This is a genomic window from Aquitalea denitrificans (genome assembly GCF_009856625.1).
In the GTDB taxonomy this organism is placed as follows: Bacteria; Pseudomonadota; Gammaproteobacteria; order Burkholderiales; family Chromobacteriaceae; genus Aquitalea; species Aquitalea denitrificans.
On sequence record NZ_CP047241.1, the window covers coordinates 2,979,404 to 3,002,646 of the forward strand.

The window sequence follows — 23,243 nt, forward strand, 5'->3', positions numbered from 1 at the left end:
GTGCCTAGCTTAAGCCCACACCAGCATTATGCCAATACAATCAGCCTGCCGGCTGTGATATTCCCCATTGTTTCAACTGGCTGATCCAGCCATCGCTGGCGGCTTCGATCAGATCCAATACCAGATCGAAACCATGCGGGCCACCATAATACGGGTCGGGTACTTCCTGTGGCGGCTCTTTGCCCAACGGGGCCAGGATGTAATCCAACTGTGCCCGGCTCGTCGGAGGGCGCATGGCCCGCAGGGCGGTCATATTATGGCGGTCCGCCGCCAGGATCAGGTCGAAGCGCTCAAAATCCACAGCGCTGACCTGGCGTGCACGTTGCAGCGAGAGGTCATAGCCACGCTTGTCGGCAGCGCGGCAGCTGCGCGGGTCGGGTGCTTCTCCCAGATGGTAGGCGTGTGTGCCTGCCGAATCCACGCCGACCAGCCCATCCAGACCGGCCTGCTGCAGACGGGTGCGCAGCACGCCTTCAGCCGTGGGTGAGCGGCAGATGTTTCCCATGCAAACCATCAGGATAGCGAATTGCTTGTTCATGTTTTCCTGCTCTTGCCTTGCGGGCTCCACCGTGGAGGTCCGTCATCCCTTCAACATAAACCAATCTGGCTTGCAGCATAAACCAGTTAACCGCCAGTGCTGTCTTCCTGCCAATGACGCGCAGCCCATGCCTGCTGGCCGGCCTGCTCCAGAAAGCTCCAGGCCAGCAGACGGCTGCGCTTTTGTCCCTGGGCCATTTGCACTACCCGGCTTTGCCGCACACCAGCCTCACGCAAGGCGTGCTGCAGGGCGGGCAGGCTGTCGGAACTGGATAACAGGCTGGTAAACCAGCAGCACTGGCGGGCAAAACGCGTGCTTTGGGCAATCATTGCCGCCACAAAGGCGCGTTCGCCCCCGGGGTAGCACAGCTCCTGCTGCTGCCCACCAAAATTCAGCAGCGGATTGCGCCCGCCCCGTTTGTCATCCTGCTTGCCCAACTGGCGCCATTTGCGCTGGCTACCCGCCGCGGCATCTGCGCGCGAAGCATGGAAGGGTGGGTTGCATACCGTGACATCAAACCGCTCGCCGGGGCGGATAATGCCGGCAAACATGGCATCGGCGCGGGGCTGGTGGCGTAATTCCACATGCGCGGCAAAGCGCGGGTTGGCCTGCAGAATGGTCTGGGCATTGGCTAGCGCCGGTTTGTCGATGTCGGCACCGACGCAGTCCCAGCCATACTCGGCATGCGCCAGCAGTGGATAAACCAGATTAGCCCCGGTACCGATGTCCAGCAGGCGGATGGCCGGGCCTTGTGGCAGCCGGCCTTGCTGGCAGCCAGCCAGTAGATCGGCAATGCAATGGATGTAATCGGCACGCCCCGGAATGGGCGGGCACAGATAACCGGGTGGAATATCCCAGCCCTGAATGCCGTAGAGCTGCGCCAGCAGCGCCTGGTTAAGCAGTTTCACCGCCTGCGGTCGGGCAAAGTCAATGCTGGGCTGGCCATGGGCATTGGCTTTGACGTGGGGCTTGAGTGCCGGGCAGACGGCAATCAGTGCGGAAAAGTCATACTGACCCTGATGGCGGTTACGCGGATGCAAGCGGGCGGCGGCGGGCTTGGCGTGTGCATGCGGCTTGGCTTGCATGCGGGCTCCTTGACGGCGGGGAAACGGCGAAAAGCCGGCATTGTGCCAGCATTCCGCCATGCTGTCCGGCCCACGCTATCCCCGGCATGGTTTCAGGGACGGGGAGCTGCCGGGGTATTTTCGTAACGGGATTCGATTTCATGATAGCCGCCACTCTTGCGCAGCAACTCCAGTCCTCGATCAAAATTGTCGCGCTGCCATTGATAACGGAAAGCCATCTGGTAAGGGGTAGCTGGAAACAGGCGATATACGGTGACCGGCTGGCGCGCCACCAGCTCTGCCGGCAATTGCTGGTTGAAATAGCTGATGATGCGCCAATCGCCGACAATCACGTCGACCCGGCCAGCATAAAGCAGCAGATTGCGCACTTGCTGGTCGCCCTCTTCGCGATAGCGCGAGTTGGCATTGGCCATGGCTTCGAACTGCGGTCCCAGCAACTGCCGGGCACGCTGGAAGGTACTGACCGAATAGCGTGACAGATCGCTGATATCGTTCAGCACCAGCTTGCGCTGTGTCAGGGCCACCGCCACATTGTGATACTCCAGATAAGGCTGGGAAAAAAAGGCCTTGAGCTGGCTGTAGGGGTTGGTAGTGGCAATGCCGTCCAGCCTGCCCTGCTGCAGCATGCTCTGCAGGCGCTCCATGGGTGCGAAGAAAGGTTGAACATCCATGCCGGCACGCCGAGCGGCGGCCACGATGATGTCGACCTCCAGTCCGCGCCGCTCGGATTCGAACACATAAGGTGGTTTGTTGCTGCCAAAGCCGATCTGCAGAATCACGGCCCGGCCACCGCTTCCGGTAACCGCCAGTACCGGCAGGCTGCCCAGCAGACAGCAGATACCTAGAAAAAGGGTCTGTCTTGTTATCATTTCCCCTGCCCTTGCCACCATGATCAGATGGACGGCCCATCGCCAAGTTGTTGCCATACCCCTTGCTGCTGCCATTGGCTTGCCCACGCGGACAGTGCTGCAGCCGGCATCGGCGCTGCAATGCCATAGCCCTGCACCTGGCTGCAGCCCATTTGCCGCAGGGCGGCCCCATGCTCCAAGGTTTCCACCCCTTCGGCAATGACCTGCCGCTTGAATACGGTTGCCAGCTGGATGACACCGGCCACGATACCCAGGTCATCGGCATCATCCAGCATTCCCAACACAAAGCTCTGGTCGATTTTCAGCGTGTCCAGCGGCAGCTTGCGCAGATAGGTGAGCGAAGAGTAGCCGGTACCAAAATCATCCAGCGCAAAGTGCACTCCCAGCGCCCGGCATTGCTGCATCACGCGCAAGGCTTCTTCCATGTCATCCAACGCTGCCGACTCCAGTACTTCCAGTTCCAGCTGGGCCGGGTTGACGACGGGATGACGCTGCATCACCTGCTGCAGGTGGCTGTAGAAATCCGGGTGCAACAGGTAATTGGCACTGATATTGACGCTGATGGCCATTGCCATGCTGTCTTCCTGCCAGCGCGCTGCCTGCGCCATGCTTTCCTCTAGCACCCAGCGGCCGAATGTCACTTCCAGCTCGCTGTTTTGCAGGGCAGGCAGGAAATCGGCCGGGGCCAGCAAGCCGCGTTCCGGATGCCGCCAGCGAATGAGGGCTTCCACGCCGATCACCCGGCCATCGGTCAGATCCACCTTGGGCTGGTAGTACAGCAGGAATTGCTGTTGTTGCAAAGCCCGACCCAGCGATTCCAGCGTGCGCCGGTGCAGCTGCGCCTTGCGGTCGCTTTCCGGGTCGAACAGTTGATAGCGGTTTTTGCCGGCCTCCTTAGCCTGGTACATGGCCTGGTCGGCATGGCGCAGCAGGGTGTCCGCGTCGGCATCATCCTGCGGATACAGGGTGACGCCGACGCTGGCACTGGTACTGATGCAGGCCTTGTCGATAATGACTTCCTGGCTGACGGCACTGAGCACCCGGTCCAGGATGGGAATGCATTCGTCACTGCCATCCAGATCGGACAGCAGCAGCACAAACTCGTCTCCGCCCAGCCGTGCCAGGGTGTCATCCGCCCGCAGCACGCCCTTGAGCCGTTCGGTCACGGCAATCAGCAATTGATCGCCGGATTCGTGCCCATGCAAATCGTTGACGGTCTTGAACCCGTCCAGGTCGAGAAAGCATACGGCGCAGGTCTGCCCCTTGCGCCGGCTGCGGGTGAGGGCTTGCTCCAGCCGGTCTGACAGCAAGCGCCGGTTGGGTACACCGGTGAGCGGGTCGTAATTGGCAATGCGGTTCAGCTCGGCCTCATGCGCCTTGAGCTGGGTGATGTCGGAGAATATCCCGATGTAGTGCTGGATCTGGCCAAACTGGTCACGCACTACCGAGATGGACAGCAGCTCGGCGTAAAGATCGCCATTCTTGCGCCGGTTCCATATTTCGCCACGCCAGAAGTCGTGCTGGCGCACCATGGACCACATTTCCTGATAGAAACCGGGGCCATGCTGGCCGGATGACAGTATGCCGGGAGACTGGCCCAGGGCTTCGTTCTCGGCAAAGCCGGTAATGCGGGTAAAGGCCGTATTGACCTTGGTGATGCGCCGGGCTGGCGATACCACCATGATGCCTTCGTAGCTGCTGTCGAACACGATGGCCGCTTCTTTTTGCGCCAGCGCGTGGATCTTGTGTTCGGTAATGTCGGTATGGGTGCCAGACATCATCAGTGGCTGGCCATTTTCGTCCCGCTCCACCACCCTGCCGCGCGACAGTATCCAGCGCCATCCGCCGCGCAGGCTTTTGCAGCGCATTTCCATTTCATAGGCCGGTGTCAGGCCATCAAGATGGCGCTGCATGGTGTCTTCCACCAGCGGCAGGTCTTCGGGATGAATATGGGACAGCCACACCTGCCGCGTGATGTCCATGGCATCCGGCTCATAGCCCAGCATGGCTTTCCAGCGCAGGCTGACCTGGAAATCGTCGGTCTGGACATTCCAGTCCCAATAGCCTTGGTCGGAGCCCTCGATTACCCGTGCCAGTTGCTGTTCGCGCGACTGCAGAGTGCGCTCCGCTGCCTTTTTTTCCGTCAGGTCGCGGCCAAATGCCATATAGCGGCCATCCTGCATGCGTACGGTGGTGAGTTCGGCCACCACAACGCTGCCATCCACCCGGTTCAGCTCCCATTCGCTTCGGATGAAGCGCTGCTCCTCCAGTGCGCGCAGGTGGCTTGGCAATACAACCAGACTGGATGGTGCCAACAGGTCGACAATATGCATTTGCAGTAACTGGCTCTGGCTGTGCCCTGTCATGCGGCAGGCCGAAGGGTTGGCAAACAGATAGCGACCGTTTTCATCAGCTATCCAAATTGCATCGCCGGCTTCGTTCAATACCAGGTGGAGATCTTCATCCAGCCGGCGCCGCTCGGTGATATCAGACAGGGTGCCGACCAGGCGTAGTACTTCGCCGCTATCACCGCGCTCCACGGCCCGGCCCCGCACGCGGATCCAGCGCAATTCCCCACTACGGGTAATCAGCCGGACATCAAACTCCATCTGGGCAGTTTCCCCTCGCAGGTGGGCATTCAGCGCCTGCTGCCAGATAGCCACGTCATCACTGAGCAGCAACTGGCGGAAAAACTGGACATCATGGGTATCGTCTTCCGGCCGGTAGCCGGTAAGGGTGTAATAGCGTGCCGAGCGATACACATAGCCGGTGCGCAGATCCCAGTCCCAGAAACCATCGCTGGTGGCTTCCACCACCTGCTGCAAACGGCGTTCGCTGCTGCGTATCTGCATGGTCAGCCGCATACGTTCACTGATGTCCTGCACCGTGCCTTGCAAACGCTGTACCCGGCCTTCTGCATCGCACAATGCTTCGCCACGGGCGGTAATCCAGCGGCGCTCACCATCAGGGCGGATCACCTCGGCATCACACTGGTAGGACTTGCCATCCTGCAGGCACTGCTCCACCAGCGCTGACAGGCTGGCCCAGCTTTCCGGCGTAAAGTAGCTGGCTACTTCTGGATACACTGCCGGCGGCAAATCCGCTGCACGGCCATAAATGCAATAGATCTCGCTCGACCACTCGTGCCGGTCGTGCACAACATCCCAACTCCAGTTGCCAATACCGGCCATGCGCTGTGCTGCGCGCAAATCGGCTTCATTTTGCTGCAGTCGCTGCTGATCCTGCTGTTGCCGGGTGATATCACGCGAGATGCCAAACAAACCGACAACCTGCCCGTCCATACCGAATACCGGACCCTTGCTGACCTGGAACACCATTTCCGCCCCATCCTGCAAGCGCAGATACTCCTCGGCGGCATGCAGCTTGCCAGCCTTCATGATGGCATCGTCTCCCGCCATCAGGGCCGCGGCAGAGTCAGCATCAAACAAGGCGCGGTCATCCTGGCCGATGATGTCGGCGGCTGCGCGCCCGACAAAGCGGGCCGCTGCCTCGTTCACCATCAGGTAGCGGCCCTGCCGGTCCTTGACGAAGACGGCATCGGAAGTACCACTGACAACCGCATCCAGCAGGCTGCGGTGTGTCTCGTTGCGCTCGGACAACCCGCGCAGCAAACCGCTGAACAGGCTGACGGTAATTCCGCACAGGCCAAGAAACCCCCATTGCAAAGCAAAGGCCGGCTCGGCTGCCGCACTGTGAAAGTGCGGGGATGCCAGCAGGTCGATGCCGGCAACCGTCAGCACCGTTGCCAGCAAGCCTGGACCGATACCACCCAGCAAGGCACTCAGGATGATGGGAAACATGAACATGATGAGCATGGGCCGCTCATATACGCTCATCGGCAACAGATGACGCAGCCCCAGCACGGCCACGGTAGCAAGAAAGGAGAACAGATAGGCCAGCCAGGCCGGAATACGGTCGCGCGACATACGCTCCGACCAGCTTTCCAGCAAACCGGCAGCCGGGTTGTGTTCGGCAGCGGGCACTGCGCGCAGTGAAAAATACAGCATCACCGCCGTCATCAGGACAAAGACGACGCCTTTCCAGGTCGACAACTGCACCATGGTGTCGGCATCAGCCAGCAAGGAGAGCAAGCTGTCCGACAACAGGATCCACAGCAGGGCCAGCACGCAATAGGCGGCGACCACCAGCCGGATGAAGCGGGTTCGAGCAGGAGCGACCATACCGGCGACAGCCTTGCCTCACTGAAGATACGGTAAGAAAAAGCCGATACAGCCATTATCAGGCAAAAATCGACTACCAGAAAAACCGCAAACACAACAAGATACAACGGCAAAATCAAACAGAATATTCTTCAACGGTAGTAGATAACAGAAAACTGCCAAGCCTTCCATTGCCGGAAACAGCCTGAATCTACATATACATGGACCAGACCTGGCCTTGCCACAGTCCGCGACACAGTCTGCACACTATGGTGATTTCTCAACATGCTGGCTGAAATACCCTTTGTTACCTAGTTTTCCGTGCCCGGACAGCGGGCGGGCTGCTGATTGAGCCCCTGCTGCTCTACGCGGAAGCTGGCTCTGGTCTGCCCGTCTTGCCGATGCAGGGTAATGACATACAGGCTATCGAAATCACTGTAATGCCATGCCGGCACCTGGGCAGCATCGGCACCGTAAGCGCCCAGCAGCTGCCCGGCCAGCTTTGCCACCAGACGGTGCTCCCAGGCCACCAACACGGTGGCATCCCGGTACGCCGGCTGGGTGATGGCAGTCTGCAGTGCGGCCAGATCATCCAGCCCGAAATCGACATTCACCGGCATGCCAAGGCGGATGGCGGTGGGCTCAATGGTAGCCAGCGGACGGATATAGTTGTATTCGATACCGCCGTCTTTCTTGCGCACGCCGGGATTGGGTGCAAACAGGGCTGCCGGGCGATCAAACTTGCGCTGCAACACCGCCGGCAGGGCCAACGCGCGGTTAAGGCCCTGACAGCTAAGCTGCCCCAGACCGGCCGCCGGTTTTTCGGCATGGCGGAACAGCACGATGGTTTCGTCGGCATGGCTGCTGCCACACAGCAGCCCCAACAGCAGCGCCAGCGGGCGCAGGGTCTTGTTCATCAGGAATATCCGGAAAATAGCGGAATCAGTACCAGTCACAGGACCGGCGGAAAGTGCCGGCAGGCTAGCAGAAAACACCTGCTGCCGCTTGGCGTAATCACCCAGCCCAGGCTAGCGGGCCTTGGCTGGCAGCACCATGCTGGCTGGCAATGGCCTGCAATTGCGGCCCCAGTTGCAGCGCCAGCTGCCACAGCCGCTCGGCCACTGGTGACAGCGAACGCTGACGGCGGCGGATCAGCATGATGTTGCGGCGCTGTTCCGGCAGCAGCGGTCTTACCGTCAGCCGGCTGCCGGCTGGCAGCGGCAGCGCCAGTCCCGGCGATACGCTGATGCCGATGCCGGCCTGCACCATCTGAAAGACCGAGCTGGAATGGCCCAGCTGCTGCGCCACCGGGCAGCGCACGCCCTGGGCGGCCAGAATGCGGTCGATGATGGGGCGGCTGCCGGAGCTGTAATCCAGCAACACCAGCGGCAAGCCTTCCAGTTGCTGCCATGACACGGCAGGCAGCGCGGCCAGCAGATGATCGTCGCGACAGATCAGCCAGAAGCCGTCATCCAGCAAGGGTAGGCATTCCAGATCATCCACCTCCCCCGGTTCCACCACGATGCCGAAATCCACCTCGCCGCTGCGTACGCTCTCCACGTTCAAGCGCTGCACCTGGTCGTGCAATACCGGCCTGATATGCGGAAACTGCCGCGCGCATTGTGCCAGCAAATCCGGCATCAGGCTGGCCGACAAGGTGGGGCTGCTGGCGATGTGCACGGTGCCGTGGGCCTGTTCACCCTCCTTGCGCGCCTCTTCCAGCAGCAGCTGCAATTCGTCCAGCAAACGAGCCAGTTGACCGGCAAAACGCAGGCCGGCGGCGGTCAGCGCCACCTCGCGCGTGGTGCGGTCCAACAGGCGCATGCCCAGCTCGGCTTCCAGCTCGCGGATGCAGCGGCTGACCGCCGGCTGGGTAAGGCCGATTTCATCACCGGCACGGCTGAAGCTACGCAGACGGGCCACGGCCCGAAACACTTGCAGCTGACGCAAACTGATATTCATAAAAAATAATCATGTATTGATCTGATAAATCAATTTGTAGTCTGAATTAATTCAGGTTTCAATAGCAAGCATGTTTCCTTGCTGCAAGACGGTGTTCCCATGCTGAAAATGATCGACTCCTTCACCCTGGCGCTGATTGCCACGGTCACCCTGGCCAGCCTGCTGCCCTGTCAGGGCGAGGTGGCACAGGCCATGAACCTGATCACCACCCTGGCCATCGGCCTGCTGTTTTTCCTGCACGGGGCCAAGCTGTCGCGCGAGGCCGTGATTGCCGGTGCCACCCACTGGAAGCTGCACCTGACGGTGATGGCCTGCACTTTTGTACTGTTTCCCGTGCTGGGACTGGCGCTCAAGCCGCTGCTGGGCCCGCTGGTGACTCCAGAGCTGTACCTGGGTGTGCTCTACCTGTGCATGCTGCCGTCCACGGTGCAATCGTCGATTGCCTTTACCTCGATGGCGCAAGGCAATATCCCTGCGGCCATCTGCAGCGCCACTGCGTCCAATATCTTCGGCATTTTCATCACGCCCTTGCTGGTGGGCATGCTGGTGATCAGCCATCACGGCAGCGATCAGGGCATGGGCTCCATCACCGACATCGTGTTGCAACTGCTGCTGCCCTTTATTGCCGGGCAGATTGCCCGCCGCTGGATTGGCGGCTGGGTGGACAAGCACAAGCCGCTGCTGCGCTATGTGGACCAGGGCTCCATCCTGCTGGTGGTGTACACCGCCTTCAGTGCGGCGGTGATTACCGGCCTGTGGCAGCAAACCCCGCCGCAATCCTTGCTGGGCCTGCTGGTGGTGTGCGGCCTGCTGCTGGCCATCCTGCTGGGGCTGACTGCCTACTCCAGCCGCAAGCTGGGTTTTGACCGTGCCGACCAGATCACCATCGTGTTTTGCGGCTCGAAAAAGAGCCTGGCCAGCGGCGTGCCGATGGCCAAGGTGCTGTTTGCCGGCCACCCCATCGGCTCCATCGTGTTGCCCTTGATGCTGTTTCATCAGATCCAGCTGATGACCTGCGCGGTACTGGCCCAGCGCTATCGCAAGCAGCAGTTGGCAGCACAGGCGGCCAGTCAGCCGGCCTGACCCGCTGCTTCCCAATAGAAAAGCCCCCGCCGACGCCATGTCGGAGGGGGCTTGTTGCCGCGTGGCCTGGTTTACTTACAAGTCGCCGATAAACATTTTTTCCTTCAGCGCCTTCAGTTCGTCGCGCACATGCGCAGCTTTTTCGAACTCCAGATTGCGCGCTGCTTCCATCATTTCCTTCTCCAGCCGTTTGATTTCCTTGGCCAGCGTCTTTTCATCCATCATCGCCACTTTGGCTTCATCCACCAGTTTCTTGCGCTGGTCTTCCACGCTGTAGACGCCGTCGATGATGTCCTTGATCTTCTTGTTGATGCCCTGCGGCACAATGCCGTGCTCGGCATTGAAAGCCAGCTGCTTGGCGCGGCGGCGTTCGGTTTCGTCCATGGCACGGCGCATGGAGTCGGTGATGCGGTCGGCGTACAGCAGTGCTTTGCCGTTGAGGTTACGCGCGGCACGGCCGATGGTCTGGATCAGCGAGCGGTCCGAGCGCAGGAAGCCTTCCTTGTCGGCATCCAGAATGGCCACCAGGCTGACCTCCGGAATATCCAGCCCCTCGCGCAACAGGTTGATGCCGATCAGCACGTCGAACATGCCCAGGCGCAGGTCGCGGATGATTTCCACCCGTTCCACGGTGTCGATGTCGCTGTGCAGATAGCGCACCTTGATACCGTGCTCGGTGTAGTAGTCGGCCAGCTGTTCGGCCATGCGCTTGGTCAGCGTGGTCACCAGCACCCGCTCGCCCAGGTCCATGCGCAAGCGGATTTCCGACAGCAAGTCGTCCACCTGGGTGGCCACCGGGCGGATTTCGATCACCGGGTCTACCAGGCCGGTAGGACGCACCACCTGCTCCACCACCTGACCGGCGTGTTCTTTCTCATACGCAGCCGGGGTGGCGGAAACAAAGATGGTTTGCGGCATCAGCTGTTCGAATTCGTGGAACTTCAATGGCCGGTTATCCACCGCGGACGGCAGGCGGAAGGCGTAGTCCACCAGATTGCTCTTGCGCGCGGCATCGCCCTTGTACATTGCCCCCACCTGCGGCACGGTGACATGCGATTCGTCGATGAACATCAAGGCGTTCTTGGGCAGGTAGTCGATCAGCGTCGGCGGGGCATCGCCCGGTGCCCGGCCGGAAAAATGGCGCGAGTAGTTTTCGATACCCTTGCAAAAGCCCATCTCGTACAACATTTCCAGGTCAAAGCGGGTGCGCTGCTCGATGCGCTGTGCCTCCACCAGCTTGCCTTCCTTCTGATACCACTGGATGCGTTCGGCCAGCTCCAGCTTGATCTTTTCGCAAGCCTTGAGCACGGTGTCGCGCGGCGTCACATAGTGGCTGGACGGAAACACGGTGTAGCGGCCCACCCGCTGTTTGGTGACGCCTGTCAACGGATCAAACAGGGTAAGCGTTTCCACTTCATCATCGAACAGGCTGACCCGCAAGGCGGTATCGCTGCTTTCAGCCGGGAAGATGTCAATTACATCACCGCGCACGCGGAAGGTGCCGCGGCCGAAATCCACATCATTGCGGTCGTACTGCATGGTGGTCAGGCGGCTGATGATGCTGCGCTGGGGCGTGCTTTCGCCTTCCTTCAGATGCAGGATCATCTGATGGTAGTCGGAGGGGTCACCAATACCGTAAATGGCCGACACCGTGGCCACGATGATGCAGTCAGGCCGCTCAAGAATGGATTTGGTGGCCGACAGTCGCATCTGCTCGATGTGTTCATTGATGCTGGAGTCTTTTTCAATGAACAGATCGCGGCTGGGGACGTAGGCTTCTGGCTGGTAATAATCGTAATAGGAGACAAAATACTCGACCGCATTTTCCGGGAAAAACTCGCGCATCTCACTATACAACTGCGCTGCCAGCGTCTTGTTGTGCGCCATGATGATGGCCGGCCGGCCGGTACGGGCAATGACATTGGCCATGGTGAAGGTCTTGCCGGAACCGGTGACCCCCAGCAGGGTCTGGTAGGACAGGCCGTCTTCCAGCCCCTCTACCAGCTGGGCAATGGCGGCGGGCTGGTCGCCAGCCGGGGCGAAGGGCTGGTGCAGGCGAAACGGGCTATCCGGAAATGTAAGCAGCATGGCTTTTCTGAGCAGGTTCAAGTCGGTCGATTTTACGCCGATAACGCGTAGAACTCACTCCCGGCGCACAACAGAATTTATCTGCAAATTGCCTGCCGTAATGGCAAAACATTGTTTAAAATGTAAGCAACCCGATCACGAGCCGAGATGAAGAATCCTTGCACATCAACATGATGTAAGCATGTTTTCTGACAGGCTGTATCTCCACTGACAAGACACGGGAGTGTATCTCTTATGCTGAGAAAATTTGCCGCCCTGCTGGTTTCCGCCGCCCTGGCGATGCCGGCAGTGGCTGCGCCGCCGCCTGGCGTTATGGTTGCCAGTCAGATGGCCGACCATGCCGTACCGCGCCTGAATTCCCATTCGGTTCTGGTGCTCAATGGCAATACCGGCGAGCCGCTGTACGAAAAGAACATTCACCAGCGCATGCCCATTGCCTCCATCACCAAGCTGATGACGGCAATGGTGCTGCTGGACTCCGGCGTGTCACTGGATCAGGAAGTTTCAGTTTCCGATGCCGAGATCGACCGCCTGAAGAACACTACCTCGCGCCTGGCCGTGGGCACCACGCTGCCGCGCAAGGAAATGCTGTTGCTGGCGCTGATGTCCTCGGAAAACCGTGCCGCCGCCACGCTGGCCCGCACCGCCCTGCCTGGTGGCACCGCCGCCTTTGTCGAGCGCATGAACAAGAAGGCGCGCAGCCTGGGCATGAACGAATCGGTGTTCTACGACCCCACCGGCCTGGACCTGCGCAACACTTCCACCGCGCATGATCTGGCGCGCATGGTGAAAGCCGCGCACAACTACCCGCTGATCCGCGCCTTCACCACCACGCCGGATCACCAGATTGTCTCGGTACGCAACCGTGTGCTGCAATATCGCAACAGCAATGCGCTGGTGCGCGAGGGCAACTGGGATATCAGCATCCAGAAAACCGGCTACATCCAGGAAGCCGGCCGCTGCATGGTGATGCAAACCACCGTGGGCTCGCAGCCGCTGATCATCGTGTTGCTGGCCGCAGGCGGCAATTCCGCCCGCGTCAACGATGCACGCAGCATCAAGACCTGGCTGGAGGCCCATCCGGGCAACTGGCTGGCAGGTTGAACCCTGCAGGCACAGACACAGGGCCGGGCAACCGGCCTTTTTCATTTTGCACGCCTGATGGCGTATCAAAGGACTTCGCTTGTGACCATAGAAATTCGTCCCGCCACCCATGACGATGCCGCACTGATTCTGGGCTATATCCGCGAACTGGCCATTTATGAAAAGGCCGAACACGAAGTGGTGGCCAGTGTGGCCGATATCGAACAGTCGCTGTTCGGCCCGGACAGCACCGCCCATGGCCTGATCTGCCTGCAGGATGGCCATCCGGTGGGCTATGCGGTGTATTTCTTCAATTATTCCACCTGGCAGGGCAAGTCCGGCCTGTATCTGGAAGACCTCTACATCACCCCGGCGGCGCGTGGCAGCGGTGCCGGCAAAAAGCTGTTGCGTCACCTGGCACAGCTGGCTGTTGCCCGTGGCTGTGGCCGCTTCGAATGGAGCGTGCTGGACTGGAATAAGCCGGCCATTGATTTTTATGAATCCTTTGGCGCTGCTGCCCAGGCGGAATGGGTGAAATACCGCCTGACGGGCGATGCGCTGCTGAAGTTTGCCGAGCAGGCCTGATTTACCTCGCTTCCAGCAAAAAGCCCCGCATCTGGCGGGGCTTTATTCAGTGGCTCAACGCCGGGTCATGAAACGGACGTAATCGCCCTCTTCCACCTTGAGCTTGGCGCTTTGTACCTGGGCAATGGAGAAATTGGGCTGCACCTGGGTCAGGGTGATGGTGCCGGACAGCTCCTCTGGCACGCCCAGTTCGCGCACACCGCCGCCACTACGCACGATCTGCGCCGAACGCGGCTTGTACAGCAGCATCTGGTCGCCCACCTTCATGCCATCCAGCCCGCCGACATTGACGAATACCTGCCTGCCCTCCTCCACTTTAACCACCTTGGCCGATAGCGGAATACAGCTAACTACCTCCACCAGCTGACGGGTGGCTTGGTCGAGCAGATCATCCACCACCCGGCCATAATCACCCTGCCAGAAGGCGGTAGTGGCAAAGTCTGCCGGCAGCAGTGCCACCACCTGGCCCTGGGCAATGCGGCTGATGCGCTGGTCGGCCAGCACCGCGCCAGTCAGTGCATCGTAAATCCAGACTTCCAGATCAAACTGCCGCGCCGACGGCGCATATTTGAGTGCACCGCCAAACAGGCCGGCCAGCGGTCCGGTGTAATACGCCCCCTGCTGACTGGTATTGTTGGATTCATACATGGTGTGACGCAGGCTCTTGCTCACCACCCCGGTAGACAATACCCGCCCAGCCACCACAAACTGCACATCTTCGCGCCTCCCCAGCTCGCGCACGGTCTCCCAGCCAGCTACCGGTTCATCCGCCGCCATATTGCTTAGCACGGTGAGATGGCCGGCATTGCGTACATCAAACTGGTTTTGCTGGCGCAGACGGCGGGCCAGATCGGCCGGCAGGCGACTGGCCAGATTACGCAGATCGTTGGCTTCAGCCGGATTCACCACATAAAAATAGGTGGTCAGCAATTTGCGCCGCAGGCTGCGTCCGGCGGGCATGCCGCAATTGGCATTCTGCGCCGGCTGCGGCGCAGCCCCGACCGGACCGGCGGCACTGGCTTGCGGATCGATGCTGAGACGGACATGGTACATGCCGTCGCTGCTGTACTCCTGCAGGATCTTTACCTTGCCTTGCAGGGAAGGTGCCGACAAGGCGCTGCTTTCGCTGACATTGCCGGACTGAAGCAATTGCAGAGATTGCAGCGCAGCACCGTTGCTGATGGCCGCCTGCTGCAGGGCATCACGGATGGCCATTTCACGCGCAGCCGGACTGCCGGCCTCCATATCAGCCACCCCTTCGGCAATGATGGGAGCGGCATGCAGTGAAGCCGCCAACGCAAAAGCCGCCACAAGGGCGGCTACCATGCGGAAAACAAGCCGTGTCGTCATCAGTGGGCTACGTAGAAGTTGCTTTCATAACGCGTGGCACCGCAGTTGCCTTCGGCGCACTCCAGGCCGGCCACGCCATCCTGCTGGGCAGCCTTCATCACACTGCCGGTTTTTTCCAGCGCATTCTTGTACTGTTTGTAGAAATCCTGGTCGAGGGTGATTTCCGCCACCGCCTCGCTGGTGCCATCCGGCAATATATTGGTGGACACCAGATGCACGCCGCGCAGATAGGCATCGACATAAGTGCGGAAGCCGTCGCTGGTGGCCACCATATTGGCTACCGAGCTGTTACCCACCAGCTTCATGCCCTGCACCTGTTCGGCGATAGAACGGAAGGCATCCAGCCGCGCAGCACGCATGGACAGCAGCTTGCGCTGCGACGGAGTCAGTGCCGAGGAATAAGGTGCCGCCCCGCTGCCAGTGGCCCGGATGACAATGGGTGCATTGGGATTGATTTCCTTCACCACCACCCTGGGTGCTTCCGGCTCGATGCCCGGACCGGCATAGCCCACGCCGGTAAAGGAGGCCGTAGCAGCCACCGGCATGGCCTGCGGACGGGCGGACTCGGCAAGCGGCTGACTGGCGGAGGCACAGGCAGTCAGGCCCAGCAACAGGGATACGGCAGCCATACGGCGGGTGCGGATGTTCATGACGGTAACCATTTCTACTTGTTCTGGGGGCGACATACCGGCGCAGCACGGCGCGACGTCAGCATTATATCGACAGTCACCAGGTAAACTTGAGTTAATTTTTGTCAGGAAACCTTTGCCGCAGCCTGCACCCGCTGCCACTGCCGCGCCGAAGAAAAACCGGCGGCCAGCGCCGCCTTCTCCTTGGACAAGCCGGCTGTCCGCCACTGGCTGGCCCGCGCAGCGCGTAGCGCCAGATGGTAGTCATGCACCGAAACACCCGCGTGCTCGCGGAACAAACGCGACAGGTGACGCACGCTGACATGTACCTGTCCGGCCAGCGCGGAAAGGCTCCAGTCCTGCTCCGGGCTGGCGGCAATCAGATCCTGCACCTTGTGTACCGCAGGATGCAGATGGTTGCGATGCGCCAGCCACGGTGACAGCTGCACATCCTGGCCGGAGCGGCGGAAGTACACCACCATTTCCCGCGCCACCTCGCGGGTGATGGCCGGGCTGGCCAGTTGGCTGATCAGCTGCAGCGCCAGATCAATGCCGGCGGTGATGCCGGCGCTGGTCCATACCGCACCATCCTGCACAAACACCCGGTTTTCCAGCACGCTGGCGCTATTGTCACTGTCTTGCAGCCGGGTGATCAGGCTGTGGTGCGTTGTACATTGGCGATGTGCCAGCAAACCGGCCATGCCGGCAAGCAAGGCCGCAGAGCAGATGGTAGCCAGCACATGCCGTTGCGGGTCGAAGCAGCTGTTCAGCCAGCCTACAATCCGGCGTGCCTCCGGCAGGGCATAGGCTTCAGCCGAGCAATCAGCCCCGGGGATGATAATCAGGCTGTCGTCCGGCAGTTGTACCGGCAAGGGCTGCAAACCACCTAGCGGCAAGCCCAGCGAGCAAGATGTCTGCACATCGCAGGCAGCATAGTGCAGCTGAAAATCCGCACCAAACTCGGTGGCAATGCGCATGGCTTCTGCCGGACCGGCAAAATCCAGCAGCATGAAGCGCGGCGGCAGGACAAACCAGACTTCACGCGCCATGGGCCAATGTCCCACGCCGCCAGCGAGCCAGCAGCATGCCGCCAAACACGTTGACCACCAGTCCGGCCAGCAACAGCACGCTGCCGGCGGCCTGCAGCAGACTCAGGCGCTCACCCAGCAGCAGGGCCGAAGTCAGCACGCCCACCACCGGCACCAGCAGCGAGAATGGGGCGACCTTATTGGCCGGATGGCGGCTGAGCAGGCGGCTCCACATGCCATAACCCAGCAAAGTGGCCATGAAGGCAAGATAGGCCACCGCCAGGAAAGAACCGAGCGAGAAATGGCGCAAGGCGATTTCCATGCGCTGCGGCCCCTCCAGCCACCAGGACAAGGCCAGATACGGCAGCGGCGGTACCAGGCTGGACCACACCACCAGATTCAGCGGCTCCACCTTGTGCCCGGCCTTACCCATCAGCCGCACGATGATATTGGACGAAGCCCAGCAGAAAGCCGCCGCCAGCGTCAGGCCAAAACCGATGGCCGTCATGCTGCCGCCCTTGGCCAGCCCGATCAGCGCCAGACCGGCACAGGCGCACAACAGGCCGAGAATCTGTGCGGCCTGCCAGCGCTCATGCAGCATCAGCCCGGCCAGAATCAGGGTAAAGAAGGCCTGCGACTGCAATACCACCGAGGCGAGACCCGCCGGCATGCCCAGCTTGATGGCGGAAAACAGGAAGGCAAACTGCCCCACGCCAACAGACAGGCCATAAGCCGCCACCCAGCCCCAGGGTAGGCGGGGCCTGCGCACCAGCAGCACCGCCGGGAAGGCAGCCAGCATGAAACGCAGGGCACCCAGCAACAGCGGTGGCACATCGGCCACGCCGTACTTGATCACCACGAAATTGACGCCCCAGATCAGCACGATGGCCAGCGCCTGCAACACATCCTTCAAAGGCATGAAATACGCTCCGTCATACCAGCCACACCCGGCGCGAATGGGCTGATCGATAAAAACACTACCTACAGACGCGCCAGCGCCTGCTCCACGGTCACAATGCTGGCAAAGCGCCCGGCCAGCACCAGTTCGGTCTTTTCCCGGATTTCCTCAGCGCCAAACAGCTTGCCACTGAGCGGGTGGCACATGGCAAAGGTGAGCGTGGCCTCACTGACAAAATCCACCGCAAAACCCAGATCAGATGCCACCCGGGTGGTGGTTTCGCAGCACTGCTCGGTGCGGATGCCCGACACCAGCAGCTTGCGGATGCCGCGCTCGGCCAGCCAGGGCTGCAGGCCGGAATCCAGCATGGCATTGTGCACATGTTTGATGAAGATGGCATCCGGATTAGCCGGCAACCACGCCATAGGCCGCACCAGACCACTTTCCGCAGCAAACGGGCCGTCACCGTCCTCATGCAACACATACAGCACCGGCATGCCTGCCGCGCGCGCGCCGGCAATCAGCGCCAGCACGTTCTGGCGAAACGGCGGCAAGGCCGTTTCATCCCAATAATCACGCTGCAAGAAGGAATCCTGCACATCAATCACCAGCAGTGCTGCCTTGTTCATGTCCATGCTCCGGTTCAGATCATGGACACAGTCTAAGGACACCCATAGCCAGGCCAGATGCTGCTTGCAGACAAGATGCTGCCAGATCAGGACATTGTTTTCAGCTTACAGCAGGCCGGGCCAGGCATGGCGGATTTCATCCAGCAGCAACCACAGCGCGGTGCCTCCCATCAGCAGACCCATCAGCAGGTTGAACAGCAGCAAGGCAGGTGCTGCGCTGAGCAGATGACGCAGCCGCTCGCCCATCCACGCCCACAGGCTGATACAGGGCAGGTTGACCAGCGCAAAGATGACAGCCAGCAGCATGGCCGCACCCAGACGTGCCTCGGCATCGGCAGGCATGAACAGGATGGAAGCATTGAGCACCATCACCCAGGCCTTGGGGTTGACCCACTGGAACAGTGCGGCCGCCAGAAAACTCATCGGCTTGCCGCTCTCCCCGCCCTGCGGTGCGGCAGAACGGGCAATCTTCCACGACAGCCACAGCAAATAGATACAGCCGGCCACCGCCAGCGGCAGCCGCGCCGCCTGTATCCATTGCAAGGCCCAGGCCAGCAGGCTGGCGGTAATGAATACCTGGGCCGCGCAACCGATACTGATGCCCAGCATGTGCGGCAAGGTGCGACGGAAACCGTAATTGACCCCGGAGGTAGCCAGCATCAGGTTGTTGGGACCGGGCGTGATGGACATCACACCCACATAGGACAGCAAGGCGACTTCCAGCATGTCAGGGCTCCTCATGGCAATGCATCAGCCGGTTTGGTGATGCGCTTCCATCATGCTAAGGCGGGAGCGGCACATGGTGACAGCTGCAACAATCTACTATTGTCACGGTGACAGTTGCGATTTTACCGAAACTGTCACCACAGACTATGATGAGCACTGTCACTGTCGCCGGCAGCCATGCTGCGGCATTGTTGATCCTTGCCCTGTCTTGCCCGGAATACCCGCCATGCCTCCAGAAAGCCTGCCCCGTAGCACCGCCGCCAGTGCCACCCTATACCAGCAACTGGCGGAAGACCTGTCGCTGGCCATTGCCCGTGGCACCTTGCCACCCGGCTCGCGCCTGCCATCGGTACGGCGCACCTCGCAAAGCCGGCAACTGAGCCTGAACACGGTGGTGGCGGCCTACCGGGTACTGGAAGATCGGGGGCTGATCGAGGCCCGGCCACAGTCCGGCTACTATGTGCGGGCGCGCCTGCCCTCGCCCGCCCGTCCGGTGATGACCCAGAGCAGCGTGGCCAAGCCCACGGAAAGCAAGGTGCTGGATCTGATCGGTGCGGTGCTGGATGCGCAGCAGACTCCCGGCTTCATCGACCTGGCACTGGCCTGCCCGCGCGGCAGCGACTTCTACCCCGGCAACAAGCTGGCCAGACTGATGGGGCAGATATTGCGTCGCCAGCCTGGCATGGTCAGCACCTATGCCCTGCCGCCCGGCTCGGAGCGGTTACGGGTACAGATTGCCCGCCGCAGCATGGAGCTGGGCATGGCCTTGCAGGCGGAAAACATCATTCTGACCAATGGCTGCATGGAGGCGCTGCAACTGGCGCTGCGCGCGGTCACCAAACCGGGCGACGCGGTGGGGCTGGAATCGCCCACCTATTTCAATCTGCTGCCCTTGTTTGCCAGCCTGGGGCTGAAAGCGGTGGAGATTCCCACCGACCCGCAGCACGGCATTTCGGTGGATGCAGTGGAGCTGCTGCTGTCCGAAGGGCGCATCAGCGCACTGGTGGCCATGCCCAATGTGCACAATCCGCTGGGTTGCAGCATGCCGCTGGAGGCCAAGAAGCGGCTGGCACGGCTGGTGAATCAATACCAGGTGCCGCTGATTGAGGACGGCCTGTATGCCGAGCTGCAGTTCAGCGATACCCAAGCCCCGGCGGCCAAGGCCTTTGACGAAGATGGCTGGATCATCTTCTGCACCAGCTACACCAAGACGCTGGCCCCGGATTTTCGCATCGGCTGGATGGAAGGCGGCCGCTTTGGCGCGGCCTTGCGCAAGCTGAAGTTTGCTTCTTCGGTGGCCCAGCCCATGGTGCTGTCCGAAACGCTGGGCGCGTTTCTGGAATCCGGTGGCTACGACCACCACCTGCGGGCGCTCAAACGCCATTACGCCCAGCATGTGGAAAAAGTGCGTGGCCTGATTGCCCGTCACTTCCCGGCCGGCACCCGCGCTACCGACCCGGCCGGCGGCTTTCTGATCTGGCTGGAACTGCCGGAAGGCTGCGACAGCGTGGCGCTGTTTCATGCCGCCATTGCCGAAAACATCAGCATCATGCCAGGTCCGCTATATTCACCCGGCGGGCGCTACCGCAATGCCATGCGCCTGTCCTGCTGCTATCCGCTGGACGAGCGCTATGTCGCCGCCCTCACCCGGGTGGGCATGCTGGTGCAACAGCAACTGGCGCAGCAAGGCGGCTGATGTCGGCTTAGTGTCGTGGCTGCTGCCGCGTCTGGCTGGGGGTTTCGCCAAACAGGCGGCGATAGTCGTAGGTGAAATGGCTGGGACTGGCAAAACCCCAGTCTTCGGCCAGTTGCTGGATACTCTCCTGTCCGCTGACCGGTGAGCGCAGCAGGCGACGCACCTGATTAAGCCGGAGTGCGCGCAGGAAAGGCAGCGGACTCATGGCGGTGACTTCCTGAAAGCCGTTCTGCAAGGTGCGGCGTGTCACATGCAGCTCACGGCACAAGCCCTCCACGCTCAGCCAGTTCTGCGCCGGCTGCAAAGCCCGCTGGCGTGCCTGCTCCACCCATTGCCAGTGGCGCTGACTGCTGCCCTCACGCCGCAGCAATGGTTCTGCGGCAGACTGTGACAAGGCCAGCAGCAAGGCATCCACCGAACAATCCAGCAGTAATTGGCGGCCAATGCTGTCCGGCGTGTGCCGCGCCAGCGCCAGCAGTTCGGCAATCTGTCCGCACAGGGCCTGCTGCCTGTCTGGTGCCAGGCAGACCGCAGCCGTCTGCAGCCAGTGCGGCGGCAGGTCGCGGCCAAACAGCTCCAGATGGCGCTGCGCCAGCACCTGCTGCTCCAGCACGATGCCGTAAATGGTGAAGTCGTCCGGGGTGCGCAAGGTGAAGTCGGTGCCGCCCATGGCCACCAGCACGGCAGACGGCGGCACGCTGCGGCCATGAAAGCGCAGCCGCTCCCCACTATGCGGTGCCGGAATGCCAAACCAGATGGCACCTTGCCACGGCTGGCATTGCTGGTAGGTTTCGCGGGCCGAGTATTCGCGGAACACCTGCAAGCGCCCCAGGCACAGCTCATCCAGCCGGCCAGTGAAACGTCCGCAGGACAGCTGGGCGTAATCCTGCGCCCAGCCGCTGATGAAGGCGGCCTGATCGGCAGCATCATCCGCCAGCCGGGTGACAAACTGCAGGGACTGGCCATGTGTCAGCGGGTCCATCTGCGGCTCCCTGAAATCGTTGATACACAGGGTGTTAGCAAGAAGCACACCAGCTTTGCCGCTGCTTTTCTGCACCATGACTATCGTAAATCGGCAAATTCCCCGCCACGGTGCATGCGCAAGCACGGCATGCCTCATCACGGTGCCGGATTGCTATCGCAAACCCGCCAGCACGCACCGTCAGCAATCATCCCCCGGGCACGACTCTTGCACTGCACCATCCAGCTGGCGTAGCTGCTGGCTTCAGCCGGGTTGGTGGACGGTTTTTCTTTTCCGATTTCCGATAACGCCGCCTGCACCTCTCTGCCTAGCATGCATCACAGGCCCCGGATGCCACGGCACCGGGCAGGGAGAAGTGAATCAAAAAAGAGGAAATGTCATGAGCAGCAACAATCACGGCCTGGCGCGCAAGCTGGGCGGCTGGCAACTATGGGGGATCGCCGTCGGGCTGGTGATCTCGGGCGAATATTTCGGCTGGAGCTATGGCTGGGCGCAGGCCGGCACGCTGGGCTTTCTGCTCAGCTCCATCTTTGTGGCCATCATGTATACCGCATTCATTTTCAGCTTTACCGAGCTGACCACCGCCATTCCGCATGCCGGTGGGCCGTTTGCCTATGCCCGTCGCGCCTTTGGCCCGCTGGGCGGCTTTATCGCCGGTTTTGCCACCTTGTGCGAATTCGTGTTTGCCCCGCCGGCCATCGCGCTGGCCATTGGGGCTTATCTGAACGTGCAGTTTCCCGAGCTGAGTGCCAAGTGGATTGCCTGCGGCGCCTATATCGTGTTCATGGCGCTGAATATCGTTGGTGTCAGCGTGGCAGCGGCCTTCGAGCTGGTGGTCACCCTGCTGGCCATTTTCGAATTGCTGCTGTTCATGGGCGTGGTGTCGCCGGGCTTCAGCTGGGACAACTTCACCCACCACGGCTGGGCCGGCAGCGACAGCTTCAGCCTGAGCGCCATCGGTGGCATGTTTGCCGCCATTCCGTTTGCCATCTGGTTCTTCCTGGCCATCGAAGGCGCTGCCATGGCCGCCGAGGAAGCCAAGGACCCCAGCCGCACCATTCCGCGCGCCTATGTGGCCGGCATCCTCACCCTGGTGGCGCTGGCCATGGGCGTGATGATCATGGCAGGCGGTGCCGGTGACTGGAGCAAGCTGGCCAATATCAACGACCCGCTGCCGCAGGCGATGAAGCTGATCGTGGGCAGCAACAGCGGCTGGCTGCACATGCTGGTATGGCTGGGCCTCTTGGGGCTGATTGCCAGCTTCCACGGCATCATCATGGGTTATTCGCGCCAGATTTTCGCGCTGGCCCGTGCCGGCTACCTGCCGCCGATGCTGGCGGTGATCCACCCGCGCTTCAAGACGCCGCATCGCGCCATCATCGTGGGCGGCCTTATCGGCATTGCCGCCATCTTCAGTGACGACCTGATCCAGATTGCCGGTCAGCCGCTGACCGCCAACATCGTCACCCTGTCGGTGTTCGGTGCCATCGTGATGTACATCGTGTCCATGCTGGCGCTGTTCAAGCTGCGCCGCAGCGAACCCACCCTGGCCCGTCCGTTCAGCGCACCGGCCTACCCGCTGCTGCCCGGCCTGGCACTGGCCTGCGCCGTGGTCTGCCTGATTGCCATGATCTGGTACAACCAGTTACTGGCACTGATTTTTGCCGGCAGCCTGGCCGTGGCCTATGCCTACTACCTGCTCACCCACCGTCAGCGCGCTGCCGCCGCCAGTGATCATCTGCTGGAAGGTGGCGATGCCATCACGCTGAAACCTGCTGTAGCCCGCAGCGAATAAGAGAGAGGCGGGGTGTGCCCGGCACACCCCGGTAAA

Annotated in this window: 19 protein-coding genes; 5 read left to right on the forward strand and 14 right to left on the reverse strand. The window is 61.2% G+C overall.

What is annotated here, in order from left to right:
* Positions 1–40 precede the first annotated feature (40 nt).
* The 6 genes from GSR16_RS13565 to GSR16_RS13590 all read right to left on the reverse strand — a co-directional run bounded on the left by GSR16_RS13565 (position 41) and on the right by GSR16_RS13590 (position 8,635).
* Positions 41–538, reverse strand: coding sequence for a low molecular weight protein-tyrosine-phosphatase (locus GSR16_RS13565; RefSeq protein WP_240902488.1), 498 nt, complete (start codon positions 536–538; stop codon positions 41–43).
* Positions 539–624: 86 nt separating this feature from the next.
* Positions 625–1,623: a 23S rRNA (adenine(1618)-N(6))-methyltransferase RlmF gene (gene rlmF, locus GSR16_RS13570; protein WP_159878239.1), complete on the reverse strand. Its 999-nt coding sequence runs from the start codon at positions 1,621–1,623 to the stop codon at positions 625–627.
* 92 nt (positions 1,624–1,715) lie between these two features.
* Positions 1,716–2,492: a substrate-binding periplasmic protein gene (locus GSR16_RS13575; protein WP_159878241.1), complete on the reverse strand. Its 777-nt coding sequence runs from the start codon at positions 2,490–2,492 to the stop codon at positions 1,716–1,718.
* Positions 2,493–2,515: 23 nt separating this feature from the next.
* Entirely contained in the window at positions 2,516–6,694 is a 4,179-nt protein-coding gene (locus GSR16_RS13580; protein ID WP_159878243.1) for a sensor domain-containing protein, read from the reverse strand.
* A gap of 290 nt (positions 6,695–6,984) precedes the next feature.
* Complete coding sequence (locus tag GSR16_RS13585; protein ID WP_159878245.1) at positions 6,985–7,590, reverse strand: hypothetical protein; 606 nt, start codon at positions 7,588–7,590, stop codon at positions 6,985–6,987.
* Positions 7,591–7,687: 97 nt separating this feature from the next.
* Complete coding sequence (locus GSR16_RS13590; protein ID WP_159878247.1) at positions 7,688–8,635, reverse strand: LysR family transcriptional regulator; 948 nt, start codon at positions 8,633–8,635, stop codon at positions 7,688–7,690.
* Positions 8,636–8,734: 99 nt separating this feature from the next.
* Between GSR16_RS13590 and GSR16_RS13595 the strand changes: the two genes are divergently transcribed.
* Positions 8,735–9,718, forward strand: a complete 984-nt coding sequence (locus GSR16_RS13595; protein WP_159878249.1) for a bile acid:sodium symporter family protein — start codon at positions 8,735–8,737, stop codon at positions 9,716–9,718.
* Between the two features lie 75 nt (positions 9,719–9,793).
* On the opposite strand, the gene uvrB is transcribed toward GSR16_RS13595, so the two are convergent.
* Positions 9,794–11,806, reverse strand: a complete 2,013-nt coding sequence (gene uvrB, locus GSR16_RS13600; protein WP_159878251.1) for an excinuclease ABC subunit UvrB — start codon at positions 11,804–11,806, stop codon at positions 9,794–9,796.
* A gap of 234 nt (positions 11,807–12,040) precedes the next feature.
* On the opposite strand from uvrB, the gene GSR16_RS13605 reads away from it, so the two are divergent.
* Entirely contained in the window at positions 12,041–12,910 is an 870-nt protein-coding gene (locus GSR16_RS13605) for a serine hydrolase (RefSeq protein WP_159878253.1), read from the forward strand.
* An 81-nt stretch (positions 12,911–12,991) separates the two neighbouring features.
* The gene (locus tag GSR16_RS13610; RefSeq protein WP_159878255.1) at positions 12,992–13,474 is read left to right on the forward strand and encodes a GNAT family N-acetyltransferase; all 483 of its coding nucleotides are present in this window, start codon (positions 12,992–12,994) and stop codon (positions 13,472–13,474) included.
* Positions 13,475–13,528: 54 nt separating this feature from the next.
* On the opposite strand, the gene GSR16_RS13615 is transcribed toward GSR16_RS13610, so the two are convergent.
* The 6 genes from GSR16_RS13615 to GSR16_RS13640 all read right to left on the reverse strand — a co-directional run bounded on the left by GSR16_RS13615 (position 13,529) and on the right by GSR16_RS13640 (position 18,734).
* Entirely contained in the window at positions 13,529–14,800 is a 1,272-nt protein-coding gene (locus GSR16_RS13615) for a flagellar assembly protein T N-terminal domain-containing protein (protein WP_159878257.1), read from the reverse strand.
* A 23-nt stretch (positions 14,801–14,823) separates the two neighbouring features.
* Positions 14,824–15,474 carry an LPP20 family lipoprotein gene (locus tag GSR16_RS13620; protein ID WP_159878259.1) on the reverse strand — a complete coding sequence of 217 codons (651 nt, stop codon included), beginning with the start codon at positions 15,472–15,474 and terminating at the stop codon, positions 14,824–14,826.
* 104 nt (positions 15,475–15,578) lie between these two features.
* Complete coding sequence (locus GSR16_RS13625; RefSeq protein WP_159878261.1) at positions 15,579–16,502, reverse strand: GlxA family transcriptional regulator; 924 nt, start codon at positions 16,500–16,502, stop codon at positions 15,579–15,581.
* Complete coding sequence (locus tag GSR16_RS13630) at positions 16,492–17,400, reverse strand: EamA family transporter (protein WP_159878263.1); 909 nt, start codon at positions 17,398–17,400, stop codon at positions 16,492–16,494. The genes GSR16_RS13625 and GSR16_RS13630 overlap by 11 nt, the downstream gene beginning before the upstream one ends.
* Before the next feature lie 62 nt (positions 17,401–17,462).
* Complete coding sequence (locus GSR16_RS13635) at positions 17,463–18,008, reverse strand: isochorismatase family protein (RefSeq protein ID WP_240902489.1); 546 nt, start codon at positions 18,006–18,008, stop codon at positions 17,463–17,465.
* A 105-nt stretch (positions 18,009–18,113) separates the two neighbouring features.
* The gene (locus tag GSR16_RS13640; RefSeq protein WP_159878267.1) at positions 18,114–18,734 is read right to left on the reverse strand and encodes a LysE family translocator; all 621 of its coding nucleotides are present in this window, start codon (positions 18,732–18,734) and stop codon (positions 18,114–18,116) included.
* 226 nt (positions 18,735–18,960) lie between these two features.
* Here GSR16_RS13640 and GSR16_RS13645 point away from each other — a divergent pair, with 226 nt between their 5' ends.
* Positions 18,961–20,430 carry an aminotransferase-like domain-containing protein gene (locus tag GSR16_RS13645; protein ID WP_159878269.1) on the forward strand — a complete coding sequence of 490 codons (1,470 nt, stop codon included), beginning with the start codon at positions 18,961–18,963 and terminating at the stop codon, positions 20,428–20,430.
* A gap of 7 nt (positions 20,431–20,437) precedes the next feature.
* Here GSR16_RS13645 and GSR16_RS13650 read toward each other — a convergent pair whose 3' ends face one another.
* On the reverse strand, positions 20,438–21,412 hold the full coding sequence (locus tag GSR16_RS13650; protein ID WP_159878271.1) for a helix-turn-helix domain-containing protein: 975 nt from the start codon (positions 21,410–21,412) through the stop codon (positions 20,438–20,440).
* A gap of 379 nt (positions 21,413–21,791) precedes the next feature.
* On the opposite strand from GSR16_RS13650, the gene eat reads away from it, so the two are divergent.
* A complete protein-coding gene (gene eat, locus GSR16_RS13655) occupies positions 21,792–23,207 on the forward strand; it encodes an ethanolamine permease (protein ID WP_159878273.1) in 1,416 nt (471 codons plus the stop codon).
* Positions 23,208–23,243 lie beyond the last annotated feature (36 nt).